17 protein-coding genes, 1 other RNA gene and 1 pseudogene are annotated in these 18,466 nt (G+C 64.2%); 3 read left to right on the top strand and 16 right to left on the bottom strand.

The features are described 5' to 3' along the window. Positions 1-16: 16 nt before the first annotated feature. Both egtD and egtB read right to left on the bottom strand, forming a co-directional pair. Positions 17-1,003 carry an L-histidine N(alpha)-methyltransferase gene (egtD, locus tag J5I97_RS00740; protein WP_208588389.1) on the bottom strand — a complete coding sequence of 329 codons (987 nt, stop codon included), beginning with the start codon at positions 1,001-1,003 and terminating at the stop codon, positions 17-19. Then, complete coding sequence (gene egtB / locus J5I97_RS00735) at positions 1,000-2,289, bottom strand: ergothioneine biosynthesis protein EgtB (RefSeq protein WP_208588387.1); 1,290 nt, start codon at positions 2,287-2,289, stop codon at positions 1,000-1,002. The genes egtD and egtB overlap by 4 nt, the downstream gene beginning before the upstream one ends. Positions 2,290-2,354: 65 nt before the next feature. Between egtB and J5I97_RS00730 the strand changes: the two genes are divergently transcribed. Beyond that, positions 2,355-3,536 carry an aminotransferase class V-fold PLP-dependent enzyme gene (locus J5I97_RS00730; RefSeq protein ID WP_208588385.1) on the top strand — a complete coding sequence of 394 codons (1,182 nt, stop codon included), beginning with the start codon at positions 2,355-2,357 and terminating at the stop codon, positions 3,534-3,536. Positions 3,537-3,595: 59 nt separating this feature from the next. On the opposite strand, the gene J5I97_RS00725 is transcribed toward J5I97_RS00730, so the two are convergent. From J5I97_RS00725 to J5I97_RS00705, 5 genes and pseudogenes are all read right to left on the bottom strand, one after another. Further along, positions 3,596-5,068: a glycine betaine ABC transporter substrate-binding protein gene (locus tag J5I97_RS00725; protein WP_208588384.1), complete on the bottom strand. Its 1,473-nt coding sequence runs from the start codon at positions 5,066-5,068 to the stop codon at positions 3,596-3,598. After that, complete coding sequence (locus J5I97_RS00720; protein WP_208588382.1) at positions 5,065-5,802, bottom strand: ATP-binding cassette domain-containing protein; 738 nt, start codon at positions 5,800-5,802, stop codon at positions 5,065-5,067. The genes J5I97_RS00725 and J5I97_RS00720 overlap by 4 nt, the downstream gene beginning before the upstream one ends. A 48-nt stretch (positions 5,803-5,850) precedes the next feature. Continuing rightward, entirely contained in the window at positions 5,851-6,189 is a 339-nt protein-coding gene (locus tag J5I97_RS00715) for an EF-hand domain-containing protein (RefSeq protein WP_238135711.1), read from the bottom strand. An 84-nt stretch (positions 6,190-6,273) separates the two neighbouring features. Then, positions 6,274-6,417: pseudogene (locus tag J5I97_RS00710) on the bottom strand (DesA family fatty acid desaturase); the annotation flags it as partial. 109 nt (positions 6,418-6,526) lie between these two features. Beyond that, positions 6,527-6,602: non-coding RNA, sX9 sRNA (locus tag J5I97_RS00705), on the bottom strand. A gap of 111 nt (positions 6,603-6,713) precedes the next feature. Here J5I97_RS00705 and J5I97_RS00700 point away from each other — a divergent pair. Beyond that, positions 6,714-7,556, top strand: coding sequence for an ABC transporter ATP-binding protein (locus J5I97_RS00700; protein ID WP_208588380.1), 843 nt, complete (start codon positions 6,714-6,716; stop codon positions 7,554-7,556). Between the two features lie 105 nt (positions 7,557-7,661). Here the strand turns inward: J5I97_RS00700 and J5I97_RS00695 are convergent, their stop codons facing one another. Continuing rightward, positions 7,662-8,144 (bottom strand): Lrp/AsnC family transcriptional regulator, encoded by a 483-nt coding sequence (locus tag J5I97_RS00695; protein ID WP_208588378.1) that lies wholly within the window; start codon positions 8,142-8,144, stop codon positions 7,662-7,664. 127 nt (positions 8,145-8,271) lie between these two features. On the opposite strand from J5I97_RS00695, the gene phhA reads away from it, so the two are divergent. Then, positions 8,272-9,162: a phenylalanine 4-monooxygenase gene (gene phhA, locus J5I97_RS00690; RefSeq protein WP_208588377.1), complete on the top strand. Its 891-nt coding sequence runs from the start codon at positions 8,272-8,274 to the stop codon at positions 9,160-9,162. Between the two features lie 176 nt (positions 9,163-9,338). On the opposite strand, the gene kduD is transcribed toward phhA, so the two are convergent. From kduD to J5I97_RS00650, 8 genes are all read right to left on the bottom strand, one after another. Further along, positions 9,339-10,094, bottom strand: a complete 756-nt coding sequence (kduD, locus tag J5I97_RS00685; protein WP_208588376.1) for a 2-dehydro-3-deoxy-D-gluconate 5-dehydrogenase KduD — start codon at positions 10,092-10,094, stop codon at positions 9,339-9,341. Between the two features lie 157 nt (positions 10,095-10,251). After that, complete coding sequence (gene kduI / locus J5I97_RS00680; protein ID WP_208588375.1) at positions 10,252-11,106, bottom strand: 5-dehydro-4-deoxy-D-glucuronate isomerase; 855 nt, start codon at positions 11,104-11,106, stop codon at positions 10,252-10,254. A 190-nt stretch (positions 11,107-11,296) separates the two neighbouring features. Then, a complete protein-coding gene (locus J5I97_RS00675) occupies positions 11,297-12,421 on the bottom strand; it encodes a type III effector HopX1 (protein ID WP_208588374.1) in 1,125 nt (374 codons plus the stop codon). A 330-nt stretch (positions 12,422-12,751) separates the two neighbouring features. Continuing rightward, on the bottom strand, positions 12,752-13,810 hold the full coding sequence (locus J5I97_RS00670; protein WP_208588373.1) for a LacI family DNA-binding transcriptional regulator: 1,059 nt from the start codon (positions 13,808-13,810) through the stop codon (positions 12,752-12,754). 137 nt (positions 13,811-13,947) lie between these two features. Then, positions 13,948-15,531: a family 43 glycosylhydrolase gene (locus J5I97_RS00665; RefSeq protein ID WP_208588371.1), complete on the bottom strand. Its 1,584-nt coding sequence runs from the start codon at positions 15,529-15,531 to the stop codon at positions 13,948-13,950. A gap of 101 nt (positions 15,532-15,632) precedes the next feature. Then, positions 15,633-16,916 (bottom strand): TRAP transporter large permease, encoded by a 1,284-nt coding sequence (locus tag J5I97_RS00660; RefSeq protein WP_208588369.1) that lies wholly within the window; start codon positions 16,914-16,916, stop codon positions 15,633-15,635. After that, positions 16,916-17,437 carry a TRAP transporter small permease gene (locus tag J5I97_RS00655; protein WP_208588368.1) on the bottom strand — a complete coding sequence of 174 codons (522 nt, stop codon included), beginning with the start codon at positions 17,435-17,437 and terminating at the stop codon, positions 16,916-16,918. The genes J5I97_RS00660 and J5I97_RS00655 overlap by 1 nt, the downstream gene beginning before the upstream one ends. A 10-nt stretch (positions 17,438-17,447) precedes the next feature. Continuing rightward, entirely contained in the window at positions 17,448-18,446 is a 999-nt protein-coding gene (locus J5I97_RS00650) for a TRAP transporter substrate-binding protein (protein ID WP_208588367.1), read from the bottom strand. Between the last annotated feature and the right edge of the window lie 20 nt (positions 18,447-18,466).

The following is an 18,466-nucleotide window of genomic DNA, read 5'->3' as shown; positions in this document are numbered from 1 at the left end:
GCCCAACTCCGCGACGTCAAAAAGGGCGCAACAAGCGCAGCCCGAACCAATCCTTGGCATCGTTCCAACCGTGCGTCACTTTCAACCCGGCAGCGGCGGCGAGTTCGGCGAAGTGCGCGTCGGTGTATTTGTAGCTGTATTCGACCTGCATCGCTTCGCCTTCGGCAAAGTCGAAGTTCTTGCCGCCCACGTGCACGCGCTGCGCGCGTTGGCTGATCAAAAAGGTTTCGATGCGGCCGCGCTCGCGCGCATACACCGCATGGTGGCCGAAGCCATCCAGATCGAAATCGCTGCCGATCTCACGGTTGAGCCGTACCAGCAGATTCAAGGTGAATTTGGCGGTGACGCCCGCGGCATCGTTGTAGGCGGCTTCGATCAAACCGGCGTCCTTGTCCAGATCGATACCGATCAAGGCGCAGCCATCGCTACCCATGGTCTGGCGCATCGCATTCATCAACGCGATGGCAGCCGGGTCGGTGAAATTTCCCAGCGTGGAGCCGGGGAAGAACATCAGATGCCCACACGCCGGGCGCTGTGCATCGGGCAGGCGCAGCGGCTTGGTGAAGTCGGTGCAGACCGGCAGCATCTGGATCTGCGGAAACTGCTGCGCCAGCCGCGCAGTGCTGTCGAGCAAGGCAGTGCGCGATATTTCCAGCGGCGTGTAGGCCACCACATGGTGCAAGCCCTGCAACAGCAGTTCGGTCTTGCGACCGCTGCCACTGCCGTATTCGACCACGTGCACGCCGGCGCCGATCGCCTGCGCAATCGACGGCATGCTGGCTTCCAGCAAACCCAGTTCGGTGCCGGTGAGGTAGTACTCCGGCTGCTGGGTGATGGCTTCGAACAGCTGCGAGCCGTGCGCATCGTAGAAATATTTCGACGGCAACGTCTTGGGCGTTTGCGACAAGCCCGCCAGTGCGTCGGCAGTGATGTCGTCCGGCTGCGGGCGCAGGTCGGTCAGCGCGGCGTGCGCGCGTTGCATGGCATGGGCGGCGGCGTTCAAGGCAGATCCTTGGCAAGGCGCACGCCAGCAAACTGCCACCGCGCATCGGACGGGAAAAAATTGCGGTAACTGGCGCGGATGTGGCTAGCAGGCGTGGCACAACTGCCACCGCGCAGCACCCATTGCGCGTTCATGAATTTGCCGTTGTATTCGCCCAGCGACCCGGGCCACGGCGCGAACCCCGGATACGGCAGATACGCACTGCCGGTCCATTCCCAGATATCGCCGAACAGCTGCTGGATGCCGGTATCCACAGCCTCGGCACCACGCGGATGCAGCGCGTCGGTGTCGACGAAATTGCCTTGCACCGGCACGCCGGTGGCGGCCTGTTCCCATTCGGCTTCAGTGGGCAGACGTGCGCCGGCCCAGCGCGCAAACGCATCGGCCTCGAACACGCTCAAATGGCAGACCGGTGCATGCGGGTCGCGCGCACGCCAACCATCGAGGGTGAACTCGCGTCCATCCACGTCCCAATACAACGGATGCTGCCAACCTTGTGCTTGCACCATCGCCCAACCATCGCTGAGCCAGGTACCGGCGCTGCGGTAACCACCGGCATCGATGAAGTCCTGGAACTCCGCATTGGTGACCACGCGGTTGGCCAGGGCATGCGCGCCGACCAGCACGCGGTGACGCGGCGATTCGTTGTCGTAGGCAAACGTGTCCGACTGCGGCCACGCTGCGGCACCGATTTCAACGATCTGTTCGTCGCGCGCATGCCAGCGCAATGTGCTGGCGAGGGCCGCAGACGGTGCCGCTGCATTGCGATACGCCGGCTGCAGCGGATTGCTCCATAACGCGTGCTTGATATCGGTCAACAGCAATTCCTGATGCTGCTGCTCATGCTCAATACCGAGTTGCACGATTGTGCAAGCCTCGGCGTCCAGCTGGCCCGCTTGCAGACGCTGTTGCATCTGCACATCGACCGCAGCGCGGTAATCATGCACCTGCTGTAACGAGGGACGCGACAACACCCCACGGCGCCCCCGCGCATGCATGGGGCCTACGCTCTGGTAATAGCTGTTGAACAAAAAATCCCAGGCCGGATCGAACACGCGGTAAGCCGGATCGGCCTGCAACACGAAGCGTTCGAAGAACCAGGTGGTGTGGGCCAGATGCCATTTGCTGGGGCTGGCGTCGGGCATGCTCTGCACCATCGCGTCTTCGGCGCTCAACGGTGCGGCGAGACGATCGCTCAACGCGCGGGTCTGCGCGTAGCGTTCCAGCAGGGTCAACTGCTGGTGCTGGTGGTGGCCCAGCAGGGGGGAGAGTGCAGACATCAGCATATGCTTGAGGAGCACACGTGAACGCGCCGTGTCGGCAGCGTGGCAGCCAGCGGTAAGCTGTCTTTATGTCACCTTCCTCCCTGTCCAGCCTGCTCCCTGCGCCTCTCAATTGGACGCAGCGGCACCAGGCATTCGCGTTACCTATCGAAATCACTTATCTGGATACGGCCTCGCGTGGCCCGCTGCTGCGCGCGGTGCAGGCGGTTGCGCACCAAGCCATCGACGCAATGGCGACGCCCTGGCAGCTGCCGTTCGATGCGTGGCTGCACGACATCGAACATTTGCGCGGGCTTGCCGCAGGCTTGTTCGACAACGATGCCGACGGCGTGGCGATGGTGCCTTCGGCTGCGCATGGTCTGGCCACTGCCGCGCGCAATCTGCCATTGCAACGCGGGGAAGCGGTGTTGCTGCTGGAAAGACAATTCCCGTCCAACTTGCTGATCTGGCAACGGCGCTGTGCCGAAGTGGGGGCGTACATCGTGGCGGTATCGACTACCACCGGCGACGCGCTGACCGATGCGGTGCTGCAAGCGATTGCCCAGACGCCTGCGCTGCGCATCGTGACGCTGCCGCATGCGTACTGGCTGGATGGGCGAGCACTCGACCTGGACCGCATCGGTGCGCAGGTGCACGCGTGCGGGGCAGCGCTGGTGCTGGACTTGAGCCAGAGCCTGGGCGTGTTGCCAATCGATCTGCGGCGTTGGCGGCCGGATTTCGTGGTCAGCGTCGGGCACAAATGGTTGCTCGGGCCGATGGGATTGGCCTGGCTGTGGGTAGCACCGCAGTGGCGTGCGCACGGCGTGCCGATCGAAGAACACTGGATCGGGCGCGATGCCGGCAGCAGTTGGGAATTCCCGGTCGCCACTGCGCCACTGTATCGCAGCGGTGCGCGGCGATTCGATGCCGGCGGCGTTGCCGATCCCTTGCGTGTCGCGATGGCGACCATGGCCTTGCAGCAAGTCGCTGCATGGGAACCAGCGCGTATCGCCGAGGCACTTGGTGCGCTCACTGCGCAATGGGACGTGGGGTTGCATGCGCGTGGCCTTGGCAGCTGGTGCACGCCTGGTCATGCGCCGCATCTGACCGCGCTGCGGCCGCCAGCAGACCAGTTGGAGGCGGTGGCGACAACGCTCGGCGCGCTTGGTGTGATCTGCACAAGGCGGCACGGGCGTTTACGTATCGCACCGCATCTGAGCGTCACCGAGCACGCACTGTCGCGGTTGATCGGGGCGCTGCCGGGTGGGTGATGCCGCGCGGGCCGATCGTCGAATGCCGAGCGCGCCCACCACTCTCCTGCAATAGCAACTCAACCACGTTGACTGAGCCGCAACCCGCGCGGCGTGACCCAATGCTCCAGCCCTTCGAACACCGATTGCACCAGCAGTGCAAGAACGGCCGCGGGAATTGCGCCTTCCAGAATCAAGCCAATGTCATCCAGGCGGATACCGGTGAGAATTGGCTGGCCATAACCACCTGCACCGATCAATGCGCCCAGCGTGGCGGTGCCCACGTTGATCACCGCTGCGGTCTGGATGCCGGCCAGAATCGTGCGGCGGGCCAGCGGTAATTCCACACGCCACAAGCGCGTCCACGCCGGCAATCCGATCGCCTGAGCGGTTTGATGCAACTCACGCGGGATCGAGGTCAGCCCGGCATGCGTGTTACGCACGATCGGCAACAGGCTGTATAGAAACAGCGCAGCAATCGCAGGTTTGGCGCCAATGCCGAACAACGGAATCATGAAGACGAATACCGCCAGCGACGGCAACGTCTGCAGCACCCCAGTCAACGACAGCACCACCTGCCCGAGGCGTGGACGCCGCGCCGCCAGCACGCCCAGCGGTAACGCGATCAGCAAAGCAAAACCCAACGAGATGCCGACCAAGGCAAGGTGTTGGCGCGTGTGTCGCAGCAAACGGGTACTACGCGAGTCGGCTTCGGATATGGGCGCCACTCCCAACCACTGCGCTGCGACTGCCGCTTCGGACCGACGCTCCAACTTCACCTGTGCATTGAGCCGCTGCATGGTCGCCTCATCGATACGTCCTTGCAGCCCCTGCAAGGCCCGCAACATCGCCGGCGAGCGTTGCGCCAGGTCCTTGCGATACAGAAACACGGCCTTGTACTCGGGGAAATACTGGCGGTCGTCGCGCAGCACCTGCAGCCGGTAATACGGAATTTCCGCATCGGTGCTGTACAGATCGGTGACCTCGATCGCCCCGCTCTGCAGTGCGCGATACGCCAGATCGTGATCCAGTCCGGTCGCGGTCTGCGGCAGCGCATATGCGGCACGCACGCCCGGCCAACCATCGGCGCGCTGCATGAACTCATTGCTCAGGCCGATCTTGAGCGTTGGGTGACGTGCCAGATCAGAGAGCGATTCAATGCCCAATGCCCGCGCACGGTCGCGCCGCATGCCCAACGCATAGGTGTCCTGAAAACCAAGCGAGTCGGTCATCGCAAGTCCACGCGCATCCAACGCGGCGCGCAGTTCGGCCTGGCTGGCATTTGGCAGTTGGACCAACTCCTGCGCCAGCGTGCCGGTGTATTCGGCATACGCATCGATCTGCCCGGTCTCCAGCGCGCGCCACAGGATGCGCGTGCCTCCGAGCTGCGCGCGATGCTGTACCTCCACCCCGTCGCGCTGCCCGGCGGCAGTGGCGATTTCGCCCAGGATCACTGCTTCGGTGAAGTTCTTCGAGCCGAGCGTCACGTGCGCGGCCTGCGCACCGATGCTGCAGATCAACAGGACACCTGCCAACAGCGCGCGCGCGATCATGCGGCATCGCCAATGCTGCGCTGCGCGGTGAGAAAGCGCTGCACGAACGCATCGGCCGGCTGTTCCAGCAAGCTGCGTGCACTGCCCTGCTGCACCACGCGGCCGGCGCGCATCAGTACCAAGGTATCGGCCAGATACGCCGCTTCGGCAACATCGTGGGTGACCAGCACCAGGGTCTTGCCGAGTTGAGCGAACATTTCGCGCATTTGCGCCTGCAGGTCGTAACGCACGATGGGGTCGAGTGCGCCGAGCGGTTCGTCCAGCAACAACGCCGGTGGATCCAGCATCAAGGCGCGGATCAGGCCGACACGCTGGCGTTGGCCGCCCGACAATTCAGCCGGGTAGCGCGCCAGCAACGCCGGCGGCAATTGGCACAGCGCGCACAAGGTCTCCAGGCGCGCATCGATGCGTTGCCGCGTCCAGCCCAGCGTCTGCGCCAGCAAGACCACATTGCTGCGCGCATCCAGATGCGGAAACAGCCCGCCTTCCTGGATCACGTAACCGATGCGTTGGCGTTGCGCCTGCAGACTGGCGCGTTGCAGTGGCGTGCCATCGAAGGCGACCGTGCCGCTATCGGGCCATTCCAGCCCCACCAGCATGCGCAGCACGGTGGATTTGCCGGCGCCGCTGGGGCCGATCAACGCGGTGGTGATGCCGCTGGCGAAGTTAAGCGACACCGCATCCAGGGCGATGGCCTTGCCGTAGCGGCGGCTGACCTGATCGAGAGTGAACATGTGCTCAAGCTTGCCGAACGCGGCATCAGATGCGCGCGAAGGCGCGCATCAGCGCGGTGGCGCCAGCAATTCGCGCGCGCTCAAGTAACCGTCGCCGTTGGCGTCCTGGAGTGCGAAGCGCTCGATCAAGGTAGCGCGATGCGCAGCACGGGTGACCGGTTTGCCGCGGCGACCTGGTAGTTCATCGCCCTGCAGCACACCGTCGTGATCCAGATCGCGCTGATCGAAGGCGTAACGCATCCAGGCCAGATATTCGTCGCCACTGACGCGGCCATCGCCGTCGGTATCCATGCGTTGCAGATACGCTTGGCTATCTTGCACCTGGGCCTGCGCGACGAATGCAGGAACGCACGCGCTGCATACGATCAACACGCCGCACAGGATCAAGCCACTCGATCTGCGCGCGCACACAAGCGCCTGAAAGCAATGCGACAACAGCGCTTTCAGGGTATCGGCGTTGGGCACGGCGATCCGATGCGCCTGACGGCGATGCAGGTACAAGATCACGGCAAAGAGGGTGCGCTGGGTGGCCACTGGCAGCACCACCAGTATGCTCCATACACCCAGGCCAGCAATGCCCGAGGCCAGCAAGTCGATGATCGGATCGGACAACACCGGCATCTCCACAGCAGCGCCATCGCTCGGTCGATACAGACATAATGGGGGCAATCGCGGCAAACCTCACCCTTCGGATGCGTAGGGTGAGGCCTACATTTCTAAGAGCGGCTAACAAAACGTAGCGAGCAGTCGTCAGGTGGGTGCGGACGGCGCGCAGGAACCGCAGTGTACGCGTGGTACATGCCGATTCCGAGCACCGGCCGCGCCCGCCTGGCGGTGAGCGCAGTCGTTTTGTTAACCGCTCTAAATGCGGTTCGCTCACCCACTTCTCCACTACGTTTGATGCCACTCGTATGACTGTCGCTGCCGATGTTTATGCCAATTGTGCTGTTGCGAACGCCATCCCGTTGATCGAACTCGACCAGGCCAGCGTGATGCGCGGCCAGGTGCGGGTGTTGCACGCACTCAGTTTGCGCATCGCGCTAGGGCAGCACACCGCCATCCTTGGTCCCAATGGTTGCGGCAAATCCTCCTTCATCAAATTGATTACGCGCGAGCTGTATCCGCTGGCGCGCGCCGACGGCCAGCCGGCGGTGAAGGTGCTCGGGCAACCACACTGGCAGGTGGGCCGGTTGCGCTCGCAGCTGGGCATCGTCACCGGCGACTTGAGTGTCAACCTGGCAAACATGCCGGGGCTGGATGTGGAGAGTGCGGTGCTATCGGGCTTCTTCGCCAGCTACGTGGTGCCGCCGCATCGCAAGATCAGCGACGACATGCGCACAAGGGCACGTGAGGCACTCGCGTTGGCACGCGCATTGCCGCTGCTGGATCGGCAATTTGCCGAGTTGTCGGCCGGCGAGATGCGCCGGGTGCTGATCGCGCGCGCGTTGGTCGACCGCCCACAGGCACTGTTGCTGGACGAACCATCCACCGGGCTGGATCTGGTCGCGCGCCAGCACCTGCTCCACACCATGCGTCACCTCGCCCAGCAAGGCATCACGTTGGTTCTGGTGACCCATCACATCGAAGAAATCGTGCCCGAAATCGCGCGGGTGATTCTGCTGCGCGCCGGTCGTGTGGTGGCCGATGGTCGGCGCGATTCGCTACTGACCGACGCTAGCCTATCGGCCGTGTTCGACGGCCCGGTGCGGGTGCAGCGCGATGGCGAACGGTATTGGGCCACAGTTGGGGCGTGAGGCCGCGTCCCAATCAGGCTGCGCTGATTTTTGCTGACGGCTGTTCCAGGTTGGCGAACGCCGTGCTGATTTCGCGCTGTATGCGTGTACACACTGGCGCAGGTGTCATACCAGATGCGACAACGGCAGGCCTTCCGCGGCTTTCACCGTGCGCAAGACGAAGCTGGAATTGACGTCGGACACGCCGGTTGCATTGAGCAGACGATCGAGCAGAAAGCGCGAAAAATGTTCGAGATCACGCACCTGCACATGCAGCAGATAATCCATGTCGCCGGTGAGTGCCCAGCACGCGACCACCTCGTCCCAGCCGCGCACGCCCTCGGCGAAATGGTCGATATCGGCCTGTCCGTGCTGCTCCAGCTGCACGCGCACAAATGCCTGCAGGCCAAGCCCGAGTGCACGTGCATCCAGGCGCGCGCCGTAGCCGGCGATGATGCCGGCCGCTTCCAGTCGCTGGGTGCGACGCAGGCAGGCGGACGCCGACAAATTGACCTGCATGGCCAGCTCGGCGTTACTGCTGCGCCCCTGCGTCTGCAGCAGGGCAAGCAACCGCAAGTCGGTGCGGTCCAAGGCGATTTTCTGGTCCATTTGTTGCGCATTAGTAAAGAATGACGCACGGATCTTGCGCCAATTAGCCTGATTCACGCAAGATTAGCAATCCTGTTGCGCGGCCATCCGGCTAAGGTGAACGCTGATCATCGGGAAATGCCGCTGCATGAACACTGCGCCGCTACGCGTCGAAAATCAGCTCACCGACAAGGGCTACGTGCCGGTCTACACAACCGCCGTGGTCGAGCAACCGTGGGACGGCTACAGTGCCGACGATCACGCCACCTGGGGCACGTTGTATCGCCGCCAGCGCGCGTTGCTGGTCGGCCGCGCCTGCGATGCATTTCTGAAGGCGCAGGACGCGATGGGGATGGGGGACACCCACCTCCCGCGCTTGGACGCGCTCAACGCCGTGCTGCAAGCGGCCACCGGCTGGACGCTGGTCGGTGTGCAAGGCCTGCTGCCGGAGCTCAATTTTTTCGAACATCTGGCCAACAAACGCTTCCCGGTGACGTGGTGGATCCGTCGCCCCGATCAGATCGATTACATCGCCGAACCGGATCTGTTCCATGATCTGTTCGGGCACGTGCCGCTGCTGATGAATCCGCTGTTTGCCGACTTCATGCAGGCCTATGGCCGTGGCGGGGTCAAGGCGCATGGCATCGGTCCGGACGCGCTGCAAAACCTTACCCGGCTGTATTGGTACACGGTGGAATTCGGCCTGATCAACACCCCGCAGGGGCTGCGTATCTATGGCGCCGGCATCGTGTCGTCCAAGGGCGAATCGCTGCATTCGCTGGAATCGCCGGCGCCCAACCGGATCGGCTTGGACCTGCACCGCATCATGCGCACGCGCTATCGCATCGACAGCTTCCAGAAGACCTATTTCGTCATCGACAGTTTTGCGCAATTGATGAGCGCCACCGCGCCGGACTTTACCCCGATCTACGCCGACCTGGCGCAACAAGTGCAGGTGCCGGCAGGCGATGTGCTGGAAACCGATCGGGTGATCCAGCGCGGCAACGGCGATGGCTGGAGTGGCGACGGCGACGTGTGAGGAGTGCACGGGCGCGATGATCGCCGCGGCGAGATGGTTGAGTGCGAGGAAACTGCGTTTGCGTTTTTTCGAAGCGCACGAGCAACCGGTCCACGCCCCGCTGCGTAGGCGCTTGCGCAAAGCGCATGCTGATCAGGCCGCTGCCGGCGACAACGACGTCCACGGCCTTGGTTGGCTTAGCGTGCCAGCCAGCCGCCGTCGACCGGGATAATGGCGCCGTTGACGTAGTCTGCGGCGCTGCTGGCAAGGAATACCGCGGTGCCGCCGAGGTCGGCCGGCACGCCCCAGCGCGCGGCCGGGATGCGGTCCAGGATCGACTGGTTACGCGCTTGGTCGGCGCGCAGTTGGGCGGTGTTGTCGGTGGCCATGTAGCCCGGCGCGATCGCATTGGTAGTGACGCCCTTGCTGCCCCACTCGTTGGCGAGCAGGCGGGTGATGCCGGCAATGCCCGACTTGCTGGCGGTGTATGAAGGCACGCGAATGCCGCCCTGGAACGACAGCATCGAGGCGATGTTGATGATCTTGCCGCTGCCCTGGCCGATGAAGTGGCGGCCGGCGGCCTGCGCCATGAAGAAGGCCGACTTCAGGTTGACGTTGAGCACGTCGTCCCAATCCTGCTCGCTGAAATCCACCGCGTCGGTACGACGAATCAGGCCGGCATTGTTGACCAGGATATCCAGGCGCCCGAGGCCGGCCAGGGTTTCGTTGAAGATGCGCTGCACCGGCTCGATGCTGATCAGGTCGGCTCGGATGGCGACGAAGCGACGGCCCAGCGCCTTGACCTTTTCCTCGGTCTCGGTGGGTGCCTGGATGCCGGCGGCGGCGATGTCGGCGCCTGCCTGAGCCAGTGCCAGCGCGATACCCTGGCCCAAGCCGGTGTTGGCACCGGTGACCAGTGCGACCTTGCCTTCGAGACTGAACGGATTGCGCATTACCTTATCGCTCCTGCCGGGGGTGCCACATTGGATGAGTGAACCGCGCCGTACGCGGCCGCTGGCGTCGTTCGAGCCGGTGCTTGGCAGCGCCAGTTCGGATAGCGCTAACGCTGTTAGAGCGAGCTTGAAGAAAGACCGCTTTGTTGGAGCGGCCTCACTTGAGCTGGCAGATGTCCAGCACGTGCATGTCGGTGTAATCGAGGTTTTCGCCGCCCATTGCCCAGATGAAGGCGTAGTTGCTGGTGCCGGCGCCCATGTGGATGGACCACGGCGGCGAGACCACTGCTTGGTTGTTCTGGATCACGATGTGACGCTGCGCCTCGGGCGCGCCCATGAAGTGATAGACGCGATCGTTGGCGCCGAGGTCGAAGTAGAAATAGATCTCGCTGCGGCGATCGTGCAAATGCGGCGGCATGGTGTTCCACACGCTGCCGGGCTTGAGCACGGTCAGCCCGAGCAACAGCTGCGAGGACTGGCAGGTGGCCGGCACGATGTACTGGTAGATGGTGCGCTCGTTGCTGGTGTCCAGCGCGCCGCGCTCCAGTGCCACTGCATCCTTGATCGAGAGCTGTTTGGTCTGGAAACGCGCGTGCGCTGGGGTGGAGGCGAGATAGAACCTGGCCGGGTTGGTAGCGTCGTCGGAAGCGAAGCCGACCTCGGTACTGCCCATCGCCACGTACAGACCGTCCTTCGGCCCGAGCGTGTAGACGGTGCCGTCCACGGTCACGCTGCCGGTCCCGGCACCGACATTGAGGATGCCGAGCTCGCGACGCTCCAGGAACGGATGGCCGGCGGCAGACGCCGGTTCGGTCTGCCTGGGCAGCTCCAGAGTCTTGCCGAGCGGAGCGGCGCCACCGAGCACGAAGCGCTCGTAATGGGTGTATTTGAGGGTCACCGCATCGTCGACGAACAGGCCATCGAGCAGGTAAAGCTCGCGCAGGTCGTCGTTGCTGGCGCCCTTGATGGCATCGGGATGGGTAGCGTAGTGGGTCTTGCAGTACAGGGACATGCGCGATCTCCGGAGCAAGCGAGGGGGATATTGGCTTGCACCGGGACATTCTACCGGCTCTGGTCAACCGGTGTCATTGCGCAGCGCACGAATTTCCCGATGCACCCTGTCCGACGCAATCATCCCCCGCCGCACCCCTGAGATTCGATGGTCATGGGACTGGATCGCAGGTGGGAGCTAGAAGCGTGGCTCAGCGGGGCGCGACGAGCGAACGGGTCGCCGCGATGATCTGCTGCGCCTGGACCGTGCGGGCGGCGCCAACGACACCTAGCTCGCTGGCGATCCGTTCCGCCCGCGCGAGCAGGTCGGCACTGACCGGAGACGTGTCGAGTTGCGCGCGGACGCGACCGGCAAAGGCATCGTTCAGTACATGCTGTTCGCACCAATCTCCGATGCCGGACGGCAGGAGCGAATCGATGAACGCGACGAGGCGCGCACTGAAAGTCACGCCCTGATTGATCCGCCGCTGCACTTCGGCTGGACCCTTGGCGCGCATCTCCAGGATAAGGTCGTTGGTTGCGATGCGGGCATCGCGTCCATTGGCTGCATCCAATTGCACGTTGCTCTGCAACTGCTCGCGCATGGCTGCGAATCTCGAATCGGGCGCAAGAACGGCCGGCCCCTTGGCCCACCCGTCCATCACGATGGTGCTTGAGCCTGTAGGATCGTCGACCGGCACGCGCGCCTCGGCCCAGGAATGGTTACTTCCACTGACGTGATGCACCGTCTCCTGGGCACCCAGCCGGCTGCTGTGATACACGCTTGTGGTGCTCGCATATTCACCGCAGTTACCTGAGCCGAACACGACAGCGGCCGCAGCCGAGTGGCGCATTTGCTCGGCATACTCGGCGAATTGTCCGTCGCTGCGCACGCAGAGTTCATCCTTGAGCTGGCGCGCAGCTTTCGTGCGCCAGCCGCTTTCGTTGTGGGTGTGGCGCAAATCGGTGTCGACATTGCCGCGCCCGAACCGAAGCAATTGCCGCGTGTTGCCGATGCTGTCATTCGCCTTACGCAGGCGGCTCACATCCGTTGTGTGAACGCGGCGCCCATCCATATCGCGGGCAAGCAGGTATGCGGCAAGAGCAAGATCGTTGCTCGACAAAGCCACGTTGGATGCAACCGATGCAGACGACGACGCGGAGGCGGCGCTGGACCGGTTCGGACGCGGCTGGCGCAATCCATCGAGCAGGCTCGAATCCGAAGCATCGGCGGGCCGCACATCGACGTCGACCTGCCGCGTGGATGCCTGCCGGGGGGGTGTCGAGGCTGTAGTCGATGCAGCGAACGGCGAGCTGCTATTAAGTTTGGAGAACATACGGAACTCCCGGAACTCCTAATTTTTGATCCGCTGCGTGATGCGCTGCGTTCTCAAGCAACAGCAGCACATCATCAAGTGATCGGTGTTCGGTCCCTCTCCGATCGCCGACAGGACGCTGCGGTTTGATCGGCAACAGCGTATGGAGATCCTCACGACCGCTGCCTCGCGCCTTATAGTCTGCCATCGTGTCCTGGGCCACAGCAGCAGGGCTGAGGAGCATGTACGCATCTGCGAAGCTAAGAGCGGGGAGCTGGCGCGGTCGTTTGACGATCGGCCAATGGTAATCAGCGTCCGACTTGCGGCAAGGCGCTGTGCACCCTACTCGGATCAATCTTCCGGCGGTTGGCAGGAGTCGCGCACGATCAGGTGCGGGCGCACGCTGGCGGTAGGTAGCTGCGGGGCGTTGTCGGGTTGGATCAGCATGGCGGCGGCGGTGCGGCCGGTGTCGCGGGTGTGGCGGCGCACCGAGGTCAGCGGTGGCCACAGCCGCGAGGCCAGCGAGCTGTCGTCGTAGCCGATCACCGAGAGCTGGCGCGGGATGTTGATGCCGGCGCGCAGGGCGACCTTGTAGATGCCGGCGGCCATTTCGTCGTTACCGGTGAAGATGGCGGTGGGGCGCTTTTTGCCCAGCAAGAGCTTTTCGGCGGCGGCCACGCCGGATTCGAAGGTGTAGCCGGCTTGGACAATGCGCTCGGGCGGCAGTTCGATACCGCGCCGGGTCAGTGCGTCGGCAAACCCCGAGGTGCGTTCGATCGATGAGCGATAGGCGCTGGGGCCGGTGACCAGGGCGATGTCGCGATGGCCGAGCGAGAGCAAATAATCAGCCGCCTCGGCGGCACCGTCGCGGTCGTGGGTGATCACCGTCTGCGAGGTGGTGTCCAGGGCGACCGAAGCGATGCGGGTGTAGCGGCAGCCGATCTCGGCCAGCATGTCGGCCAGCGCCTGGTCCTCGGAGGCACGCGGCACCAGGATCACTCCATGCAGCTTCTGCGCCTGGGCAAACCGGCGCACGCCTTCGATGTAGCCGGGGCTGCGGCTGTCGCAGGGGTGCACCACCAGCTCGAAGCTGGAGCCGCGCAGCGCGTCCAGCGCGCCGTACTGCATGTCCACGATGTACTGCGCGGTGGGGTTGTCGTAGACCATGCCGATCAGGAACGAGCGCCGGAACGCCAGCCCGCGCGCGAGCGGGTCGGGCGCGTAGCCAACCTCGCGCATCAGCGCTTGGACCTTCTCGCGGGTATCCTGCCGCACCAACGGGGAGTTGTTGATGATCCGCGAGACGGTCTTCTTGGAGACGCCCGACATCCGGGCGATGTCGTTGATCGTTGCTACCTTGCCCTTCGGCAGGCCGGGCACTCCCTCGTCGGGCATCTTGCGGGCGGGCATAGCGGTCAACCGTTGAAGTTGAGTGGATTCTACCGGCCAGCGGGCCAGCAAGCCCTAGCAGGCCTGCCGACTCCCTTGTCCGCAGTGCCGGTTCCCGCAGCCAACCGCGCCCCGGCATACCCGGCAATGCAGAGCGGTCAGTCCAGGGCGCGGTAGCGGAAGTTGCGGAACTCCACCTGGCCTGGGCCGGCGGCGTACAGTGCCGGCTTCAGTGCCAGGAACTTGCCGGCTACGTTGTGGTGGTAGCCGGACACTTCCATCTGCACCGGATACTTGGTCCAGATGGTGCCGTCGGTGCTGCTGTGAACGGTGACGATGTGGCGGTTGTTGGTGACGCGCAGCCACAGCGCGCCGCCCTTGCTGCTGGGCGCCAGTCTGGCCGGGCGTTCTTCGCCGTAGCGGTGCATGACGAAGTTTTCGCCGTTGCTGCCGACGCCGGCATAGAGCTTGTCGCTGTAGAACAGCAGCGCCCCGCCCTGCCCGCCTGGAGCGACGGTCATGTGTACCTCGAACCGGTAGGCCTGATCGGGCGCAATCACGGTCAGCGGCGAGGCATCGCGCGGGGCGCTACCCTTGCCCTGCAGGCGCAGCACGCCATTGCCAACGCTGAGCCGCCTGACTTCGTCGGCGGCCGGGTTGAAAAACGCCCACTGCGGGCCGAGCGTGCCGGTGCGAAAGTCGTCCGACAACCTCAGGCCGTGCGGCAACGCCTGCCCACTGGGCTTTTTCAACGGGGTTGCCAGGTCGCCCCCCCTGGCGACGAACCAGCCGTCGGGCATCCACTCGATCGGGTCGAGCAGCGCCTGCCGGCCCAGCGTCCAGAAGCCGTGTTCGTAGCCGTGATAGAGCATCCACCAGCGTTTGTCAGTGCCTTCCACCAGGGTGGCGTGGCCGCGCGACCACCACGGCTCGTCGGCGCTCCTGGTGCGGGTGATCGGGTTGTTGGGCGCGTTCTGCCACGGGCCATGGATCGAGCGCGCGCGCGCGGTGATCACCATGTGCCCGGTCGGCGGGCCGGCGGTGCCGCCGACTGCGGTGGTCATGTAGTACCAGCCGTTGTGGCGGGTGATCTTGGGGCCTTCCTGCGCGTAGCTTTCCACGTCCCAGTGTTGCGGGTATTTCCAGCCGTCGTAGACGTGTTTGGGCGTGCCGACGACCTTGAAGCCATCGTCGGACAACTGCACGTAATCGCCGCCGCTCAGGAACAGATAGCGCTTGCCGTCTTCGCCCACCGCATGGCCGGGGTCGATGTACTTGCCCAGGCCGATATCGATCGGCGCGCTCCACGGGCCGTTGATGGCGTCGGCCCACACCACGAAGTTGCTGCGCGCGCCCTGGTCGCCGCGGCGTGCCGGGAAATAGATGTAATAGCGCTTGCCGTGCTTGATCAGATCCGGCGCCCAGATTGCGCCGACGTTCTGGCCGATGGCATGACCCAGCGGCTGCCAGTTGACCAGATCGCGCGAATGCCAGATCGGCAGACCCGGGTACGCATCGAACGAGGACAGCGTGAGGTAATAGTCCTCGCCATCCTTGAGCAGCGACGGGTCGGGGTGATCGCCGGCCAGCACGGGATTGAGAAAGGTGCCATTGCCTTGATCGGCGATGCGCTGATGCTCGATACCGCGCTTCCAATCGGCTGCAGCGCTCAGGCCAGCGCACAGCAACAATCCGCTGGCCAACATCCAATGCACACGGGTGAAGGGACGACGCACACGCATGCTCTCTCCTTGCCCACCGAATACGGGGCGATGCGGCGGCCGACGCCTGGACTGTCGTCGGCCGCTTGAATGAAGGCGGACACTTCCGCCGGCAACTGCGCTCAGGCGCGCAGCGCCCTGGGCAACCACAACGACAATTCCGGGAAAAACGCCACGATCAGCAGCACGCACAACGCGGCCAGCCAGAATGGCCAGATGGTGCGCATGCTTTGCGCGACCGTGATCTGGCCGATCGAGGTACCGATAAACAGCACCGAGCCGATCGGCGGCGTGATCAAGCCGATACCGCCGGCCAACACCATCACCAGACCGAAGTGGATCGGGTCGATGCCGTAGGCTTTGACCACCGGCAGAAAGATCGGCGTACAGATCAGGATCTTCGGCGCCAGGTCCATGAACATGCCCAGCAGCAACAGCATCACCACGATCATCAGCAGCACCGTGTTCTTGCTGTCGGCAATGGCCTGCAGGAACTTCACCGCCGCCGCAGGCACTTGCAGGTAAGCCAGCAACCAGCCGAACACCGCCGCCGTTGCGATCACGAACAGGATCACACCGGTCGTGCGCGCGGCATGCGTGACCGCGGCGAAGAACTCCGCCCAGCGCAACTGCCGATACAGCAACGCGGTGACGATCAACGCGTACACCACGGCAATCGCGGCGCTTTCCACCGCAGTAAAGATGCCGGCGCGAATACCGATGAAGATCAACGCGACCAAGCCCAGACCCGGCAACGCGCCGAACAGACGCAGCGCCACCGCACGCCAACCCGGGAACGGCTCGGTGCCATAACCGCGATGACGTGCAACCGCATAGCCGGTGACCATCATCGCCGCGGTCATCAATAGCGCGGGGAAGATACCGGCCGCAAACAGATCGGCGATCGAGATGCCGCCACCGGCCGCCGCAGAGAACAAAATCAAGTTGTGCGAAGGCGGCACCAGCAACGCCACCAACGCGGCAGTCATGCTCACATTGACCGCATAATCGCGGTCGTAGCCGCGCTTGATCATCTGCGGAATCATGGTGCCGCCGACCGCCGAGACGTCGGCAATCGCCGAGCCGGACACGCCGCCGAAAAACAGCGACGACAACACGCTGACCTGGCCCAGACCGCCACGCACGCGCCCGACCAGCGCCGAAGCCAGGGCGATCAAGCGCTCGGAAATACCACCACGCAGCATCAGCTCGCCGGCGAAGATAAACAGTGGAATGGCGATCAACGAGGCCGAGCCGCTGCCAGCGGAAATCTGCTGCACCAGCACCACCGTGGGCAGATCCAGATACAGCAACGTGGCCAGTGCGGCCGCACCCAGCGCGTAGGCCACCGGCACGCCGATCAGCAGCAGCACCACAAAGGTTCCCAACAACATGGCGATGCCCATCAGCGCACCCCTGCATTGCGGATCGGGCGTAGCACTTGCCACAGCTTGTACAAGGCGAACACCACCATCAGCGCACCGCCGATCGACAGCGGCAGGTAGTTGATGCTCTGCGGCATCTGCGCGCCAGCCATCTTGATGTCCAGCCCATCCAGCAGCAGCGCCGCACTCCACCATGCCAACACCGCGCCGATGGCCATGATCATCAACGGGCGGATCAGATCGAACACCGTGCGTACCAGCGGCGGTACGTATTCGCCCAGCAGATAAAAGCCGAAATGGCGGTTGGTGTGCACGCCAGCGGCGGCGCCCAGGCTCAATGCGGTACTCAGCAACAGCAGCGTCACCGGCTCGGTCCAGCTGGGCGAGTCGTTGAGCACGTAGCGGGTCATTACCTGCCAGCCCTGCACGACCACCAGGCCCAGCAAGGCGAGCGATGCCACGCCAACGGCGATATCGGAAACGCGGTCCAGCGCGCGCTGCAACGGCGCGATCGGGATGGCGACAGTCTCGGGTTCGGTCATCGGGTTACCTCTATGCGAAATCGCGGATGCGGCGGTACAGCGCTTCGATCTCCGGCTGCTTGCGGTATTCGGCCAGCAGCGGGGCGGCGGCGGCGCGGAATGCCGGCATGTCGACCTGGTTGAGCTTTACGCCGTAGTCGATCACCTGCTTGCGCGCGATCACTTCCGAGGCATCCCACAAATCGCGCATCACCGGCACCGAGGCGCGTGCCAGTTCCACCACCAGCGCGCGATCGACCGGCCGCAGGGATTGGAAACTCTTGCGCGACATCATCAGGATGTCCGGCGCGTAGGAATGCTCGCTCTGCGACCAGTAATGCGCGGCTTCGAAATGCCGGCTCGACTGAAAGCTGCGCATATTGTTTTCCGCACCGTCGATCATGTGCGTTTCCATCGCCGAGAACGTCTCGCCCAGCGACATCGGCGTGGGGTTGGCGCCCAGCATGCGCATCAGCTTGAGGAAGATGTCCGACGAGGCAACGCGCAGTTTCAGGCCATTGAGATCTTTCGGGCGGTGCAGCGGATGCTTGGTGTTGTAGAAACAACGCGCGCCCGAATCGTAGATCGCCAGGCCCACCAGATCGCGCTGCTCGAAGCTGCGCAATACGCTGTCGCCGACGTGGCCGTCGATGGCGCGGCGCAGATGCGGTACCGAGTCGAACACGTACGGCAGGCACAGCGCCTGGGTGAGCGGAAAGGCGTTGTTCAACGCACCCGAATACACGCGGGTGATGTCGATGGCGCCGAAGCGCGCCATGTCGATCGCCTCCGACTCGCGACCCAACTGGCCGGAGTGGTATTGGCGCAGTGTGAGCCGGCCATTGGTGCGCGCTTGGAGCTGCTTGCCGAACCACCGCACCGCCTCCACGGTGGGGTAGTCGCTGACGTGCACGTCGGTGGCGGTCAACAACTGCCTGCCGGGGATCGGCGTGGTGGCGCCGGCGCCCAGCCAGGGGCCGACCGCGGCGGCACCGAGCCCGGCACCGAGAAAATGTCTGCGTGTGATCATTGGCGCTCTCCCAAGCGGCT

The organism is Xanthomonas fragariae, assembly GCF_017603965.1.
Taxonomy (GTDB): domain Bacteria; phylum Pseudomonadota; class Gammaproteobacteria; order Xanthomonadales; family Xanthomonadaceae; genus Xanthomonas; species Xanthomonas fragariae_A.
This window is presented reverse-complemented; position numbering and strand designations above follow the sequence as displayed.

What these genes read in the sequence shown, in the direction of transcription:
- J5I97_RS00660 (WP_208588369.1), bottom strand. Translation starts at nt 16,916, where the DNA reads ATGGGCATCGCCATGTTGTTGGGAACCTTTGTGGTGCTGCTGCTGATC.
- kduI (WP_208588375.1), bottom strand. Translation starts at nt 11,106, where the DNA reads ATGTCCCTGTACTGCAAGACCCACTACGCTACCCATCCCGATGCCATC.
- phhA (WP_208588377.1), top strand. Translation starts at nt 8,272, where the DNA reads ATGAACACTGCGCCGCTACGCGTCGAAAATCAGCTCACCGACAAGGGC.
- egtB (WP_208588387.1), bottom strand. Translation starts at nt 2,289, where the DNA reads ATGCTGATGTCTGCACTCTCCCCCCTGCTGGGCCACCACCAGCACCAG.
- J5I97_RS00725 (WP_208588384.1), bottom strand. Translation starts at nt 5,068, where the DNA reads ATGATCGCGCGCGCGCTGTTGGCAGGTGTCCTGTTGATCTGCAGCATC.
- kduD (WP_208588376.1), bottom strand. Translation starts at nt 10,094, where the DNA reads ATGCGCAATCCGTTCAGTCTCGAAGGCAAGGTCGCACTGGTCACCGGT.
- J5I97_RS00655 (WP_208588368.1), bottom strand. Translation starts at nt 17,437, where the DNA reads ATGACCGAACCCGAGACTGTCGCCATCCCGATCGCGCCGTTGCAGCGC.
- J5I97_RS00695 (WP_208588378.1), bottom strand. Translation starts at nt 8,144, where the DNA reads ATGGACCAGAAAATCGCCTTGGACCGCACCGACTTGCGGTTGCTTGCC.
- J5I97_RS00665 (WP_208588371.1), bottom strand. Translation starts at nt 15,531, where the DNA reads ATGCGTGTGCGTCGTCCCTTCACCCGTGTGCATTGGATGTTGGCCAGC.
- J5I97_RS00720 (WP_208588382.1), bottom strand. Translation starts at nt 5,802, where the DNA reads ATGTTCACTCTCGATCAGGTCAGCCGCCGCTACGGCAAGGCCATCGCC.
- J5I97_RS00650 (WP_208588367.1), bottom strand. Translation starts at nt 18,446, where the DNA reads ATGATCACACGCAGACATTTTCTCGGTGCCGGGCTCGGTGCCGCCGCG.
- J5I97_RS00670 (WP_208588373.1), bottom strand. Translation starts at nt 13,810, where the DNA reads ATGCCCGCCCGCAAGATGCCCGACGAGGGAGTGCCCGGCCTGCCGAAG.
- J5I97_RS00700 (WP_208588380.1), top strand. Translation starts at nt 6,714, where the DNA reads ATGACTGTCGCTGCCGATGTTTATGCCAATTGTGCTGTTGCGAACGCC.
- J5I97_RS00675 (WP_208588374.1), bottom strand. Translation starts at nt 12,421, where the DNA reads ATGTTCTCCAAACTTAATAGCAGCTCGCCGTTCGCTGCATCGACTACA.
- J5I97_RS00730 (WP_208588385.1), top strand. Translation starts at nt 2,355, where the DNA reads ATGTCACCTTCCTCCCTGTCCAGCCTGCTCCCTGCGCCTCTCAATTGG.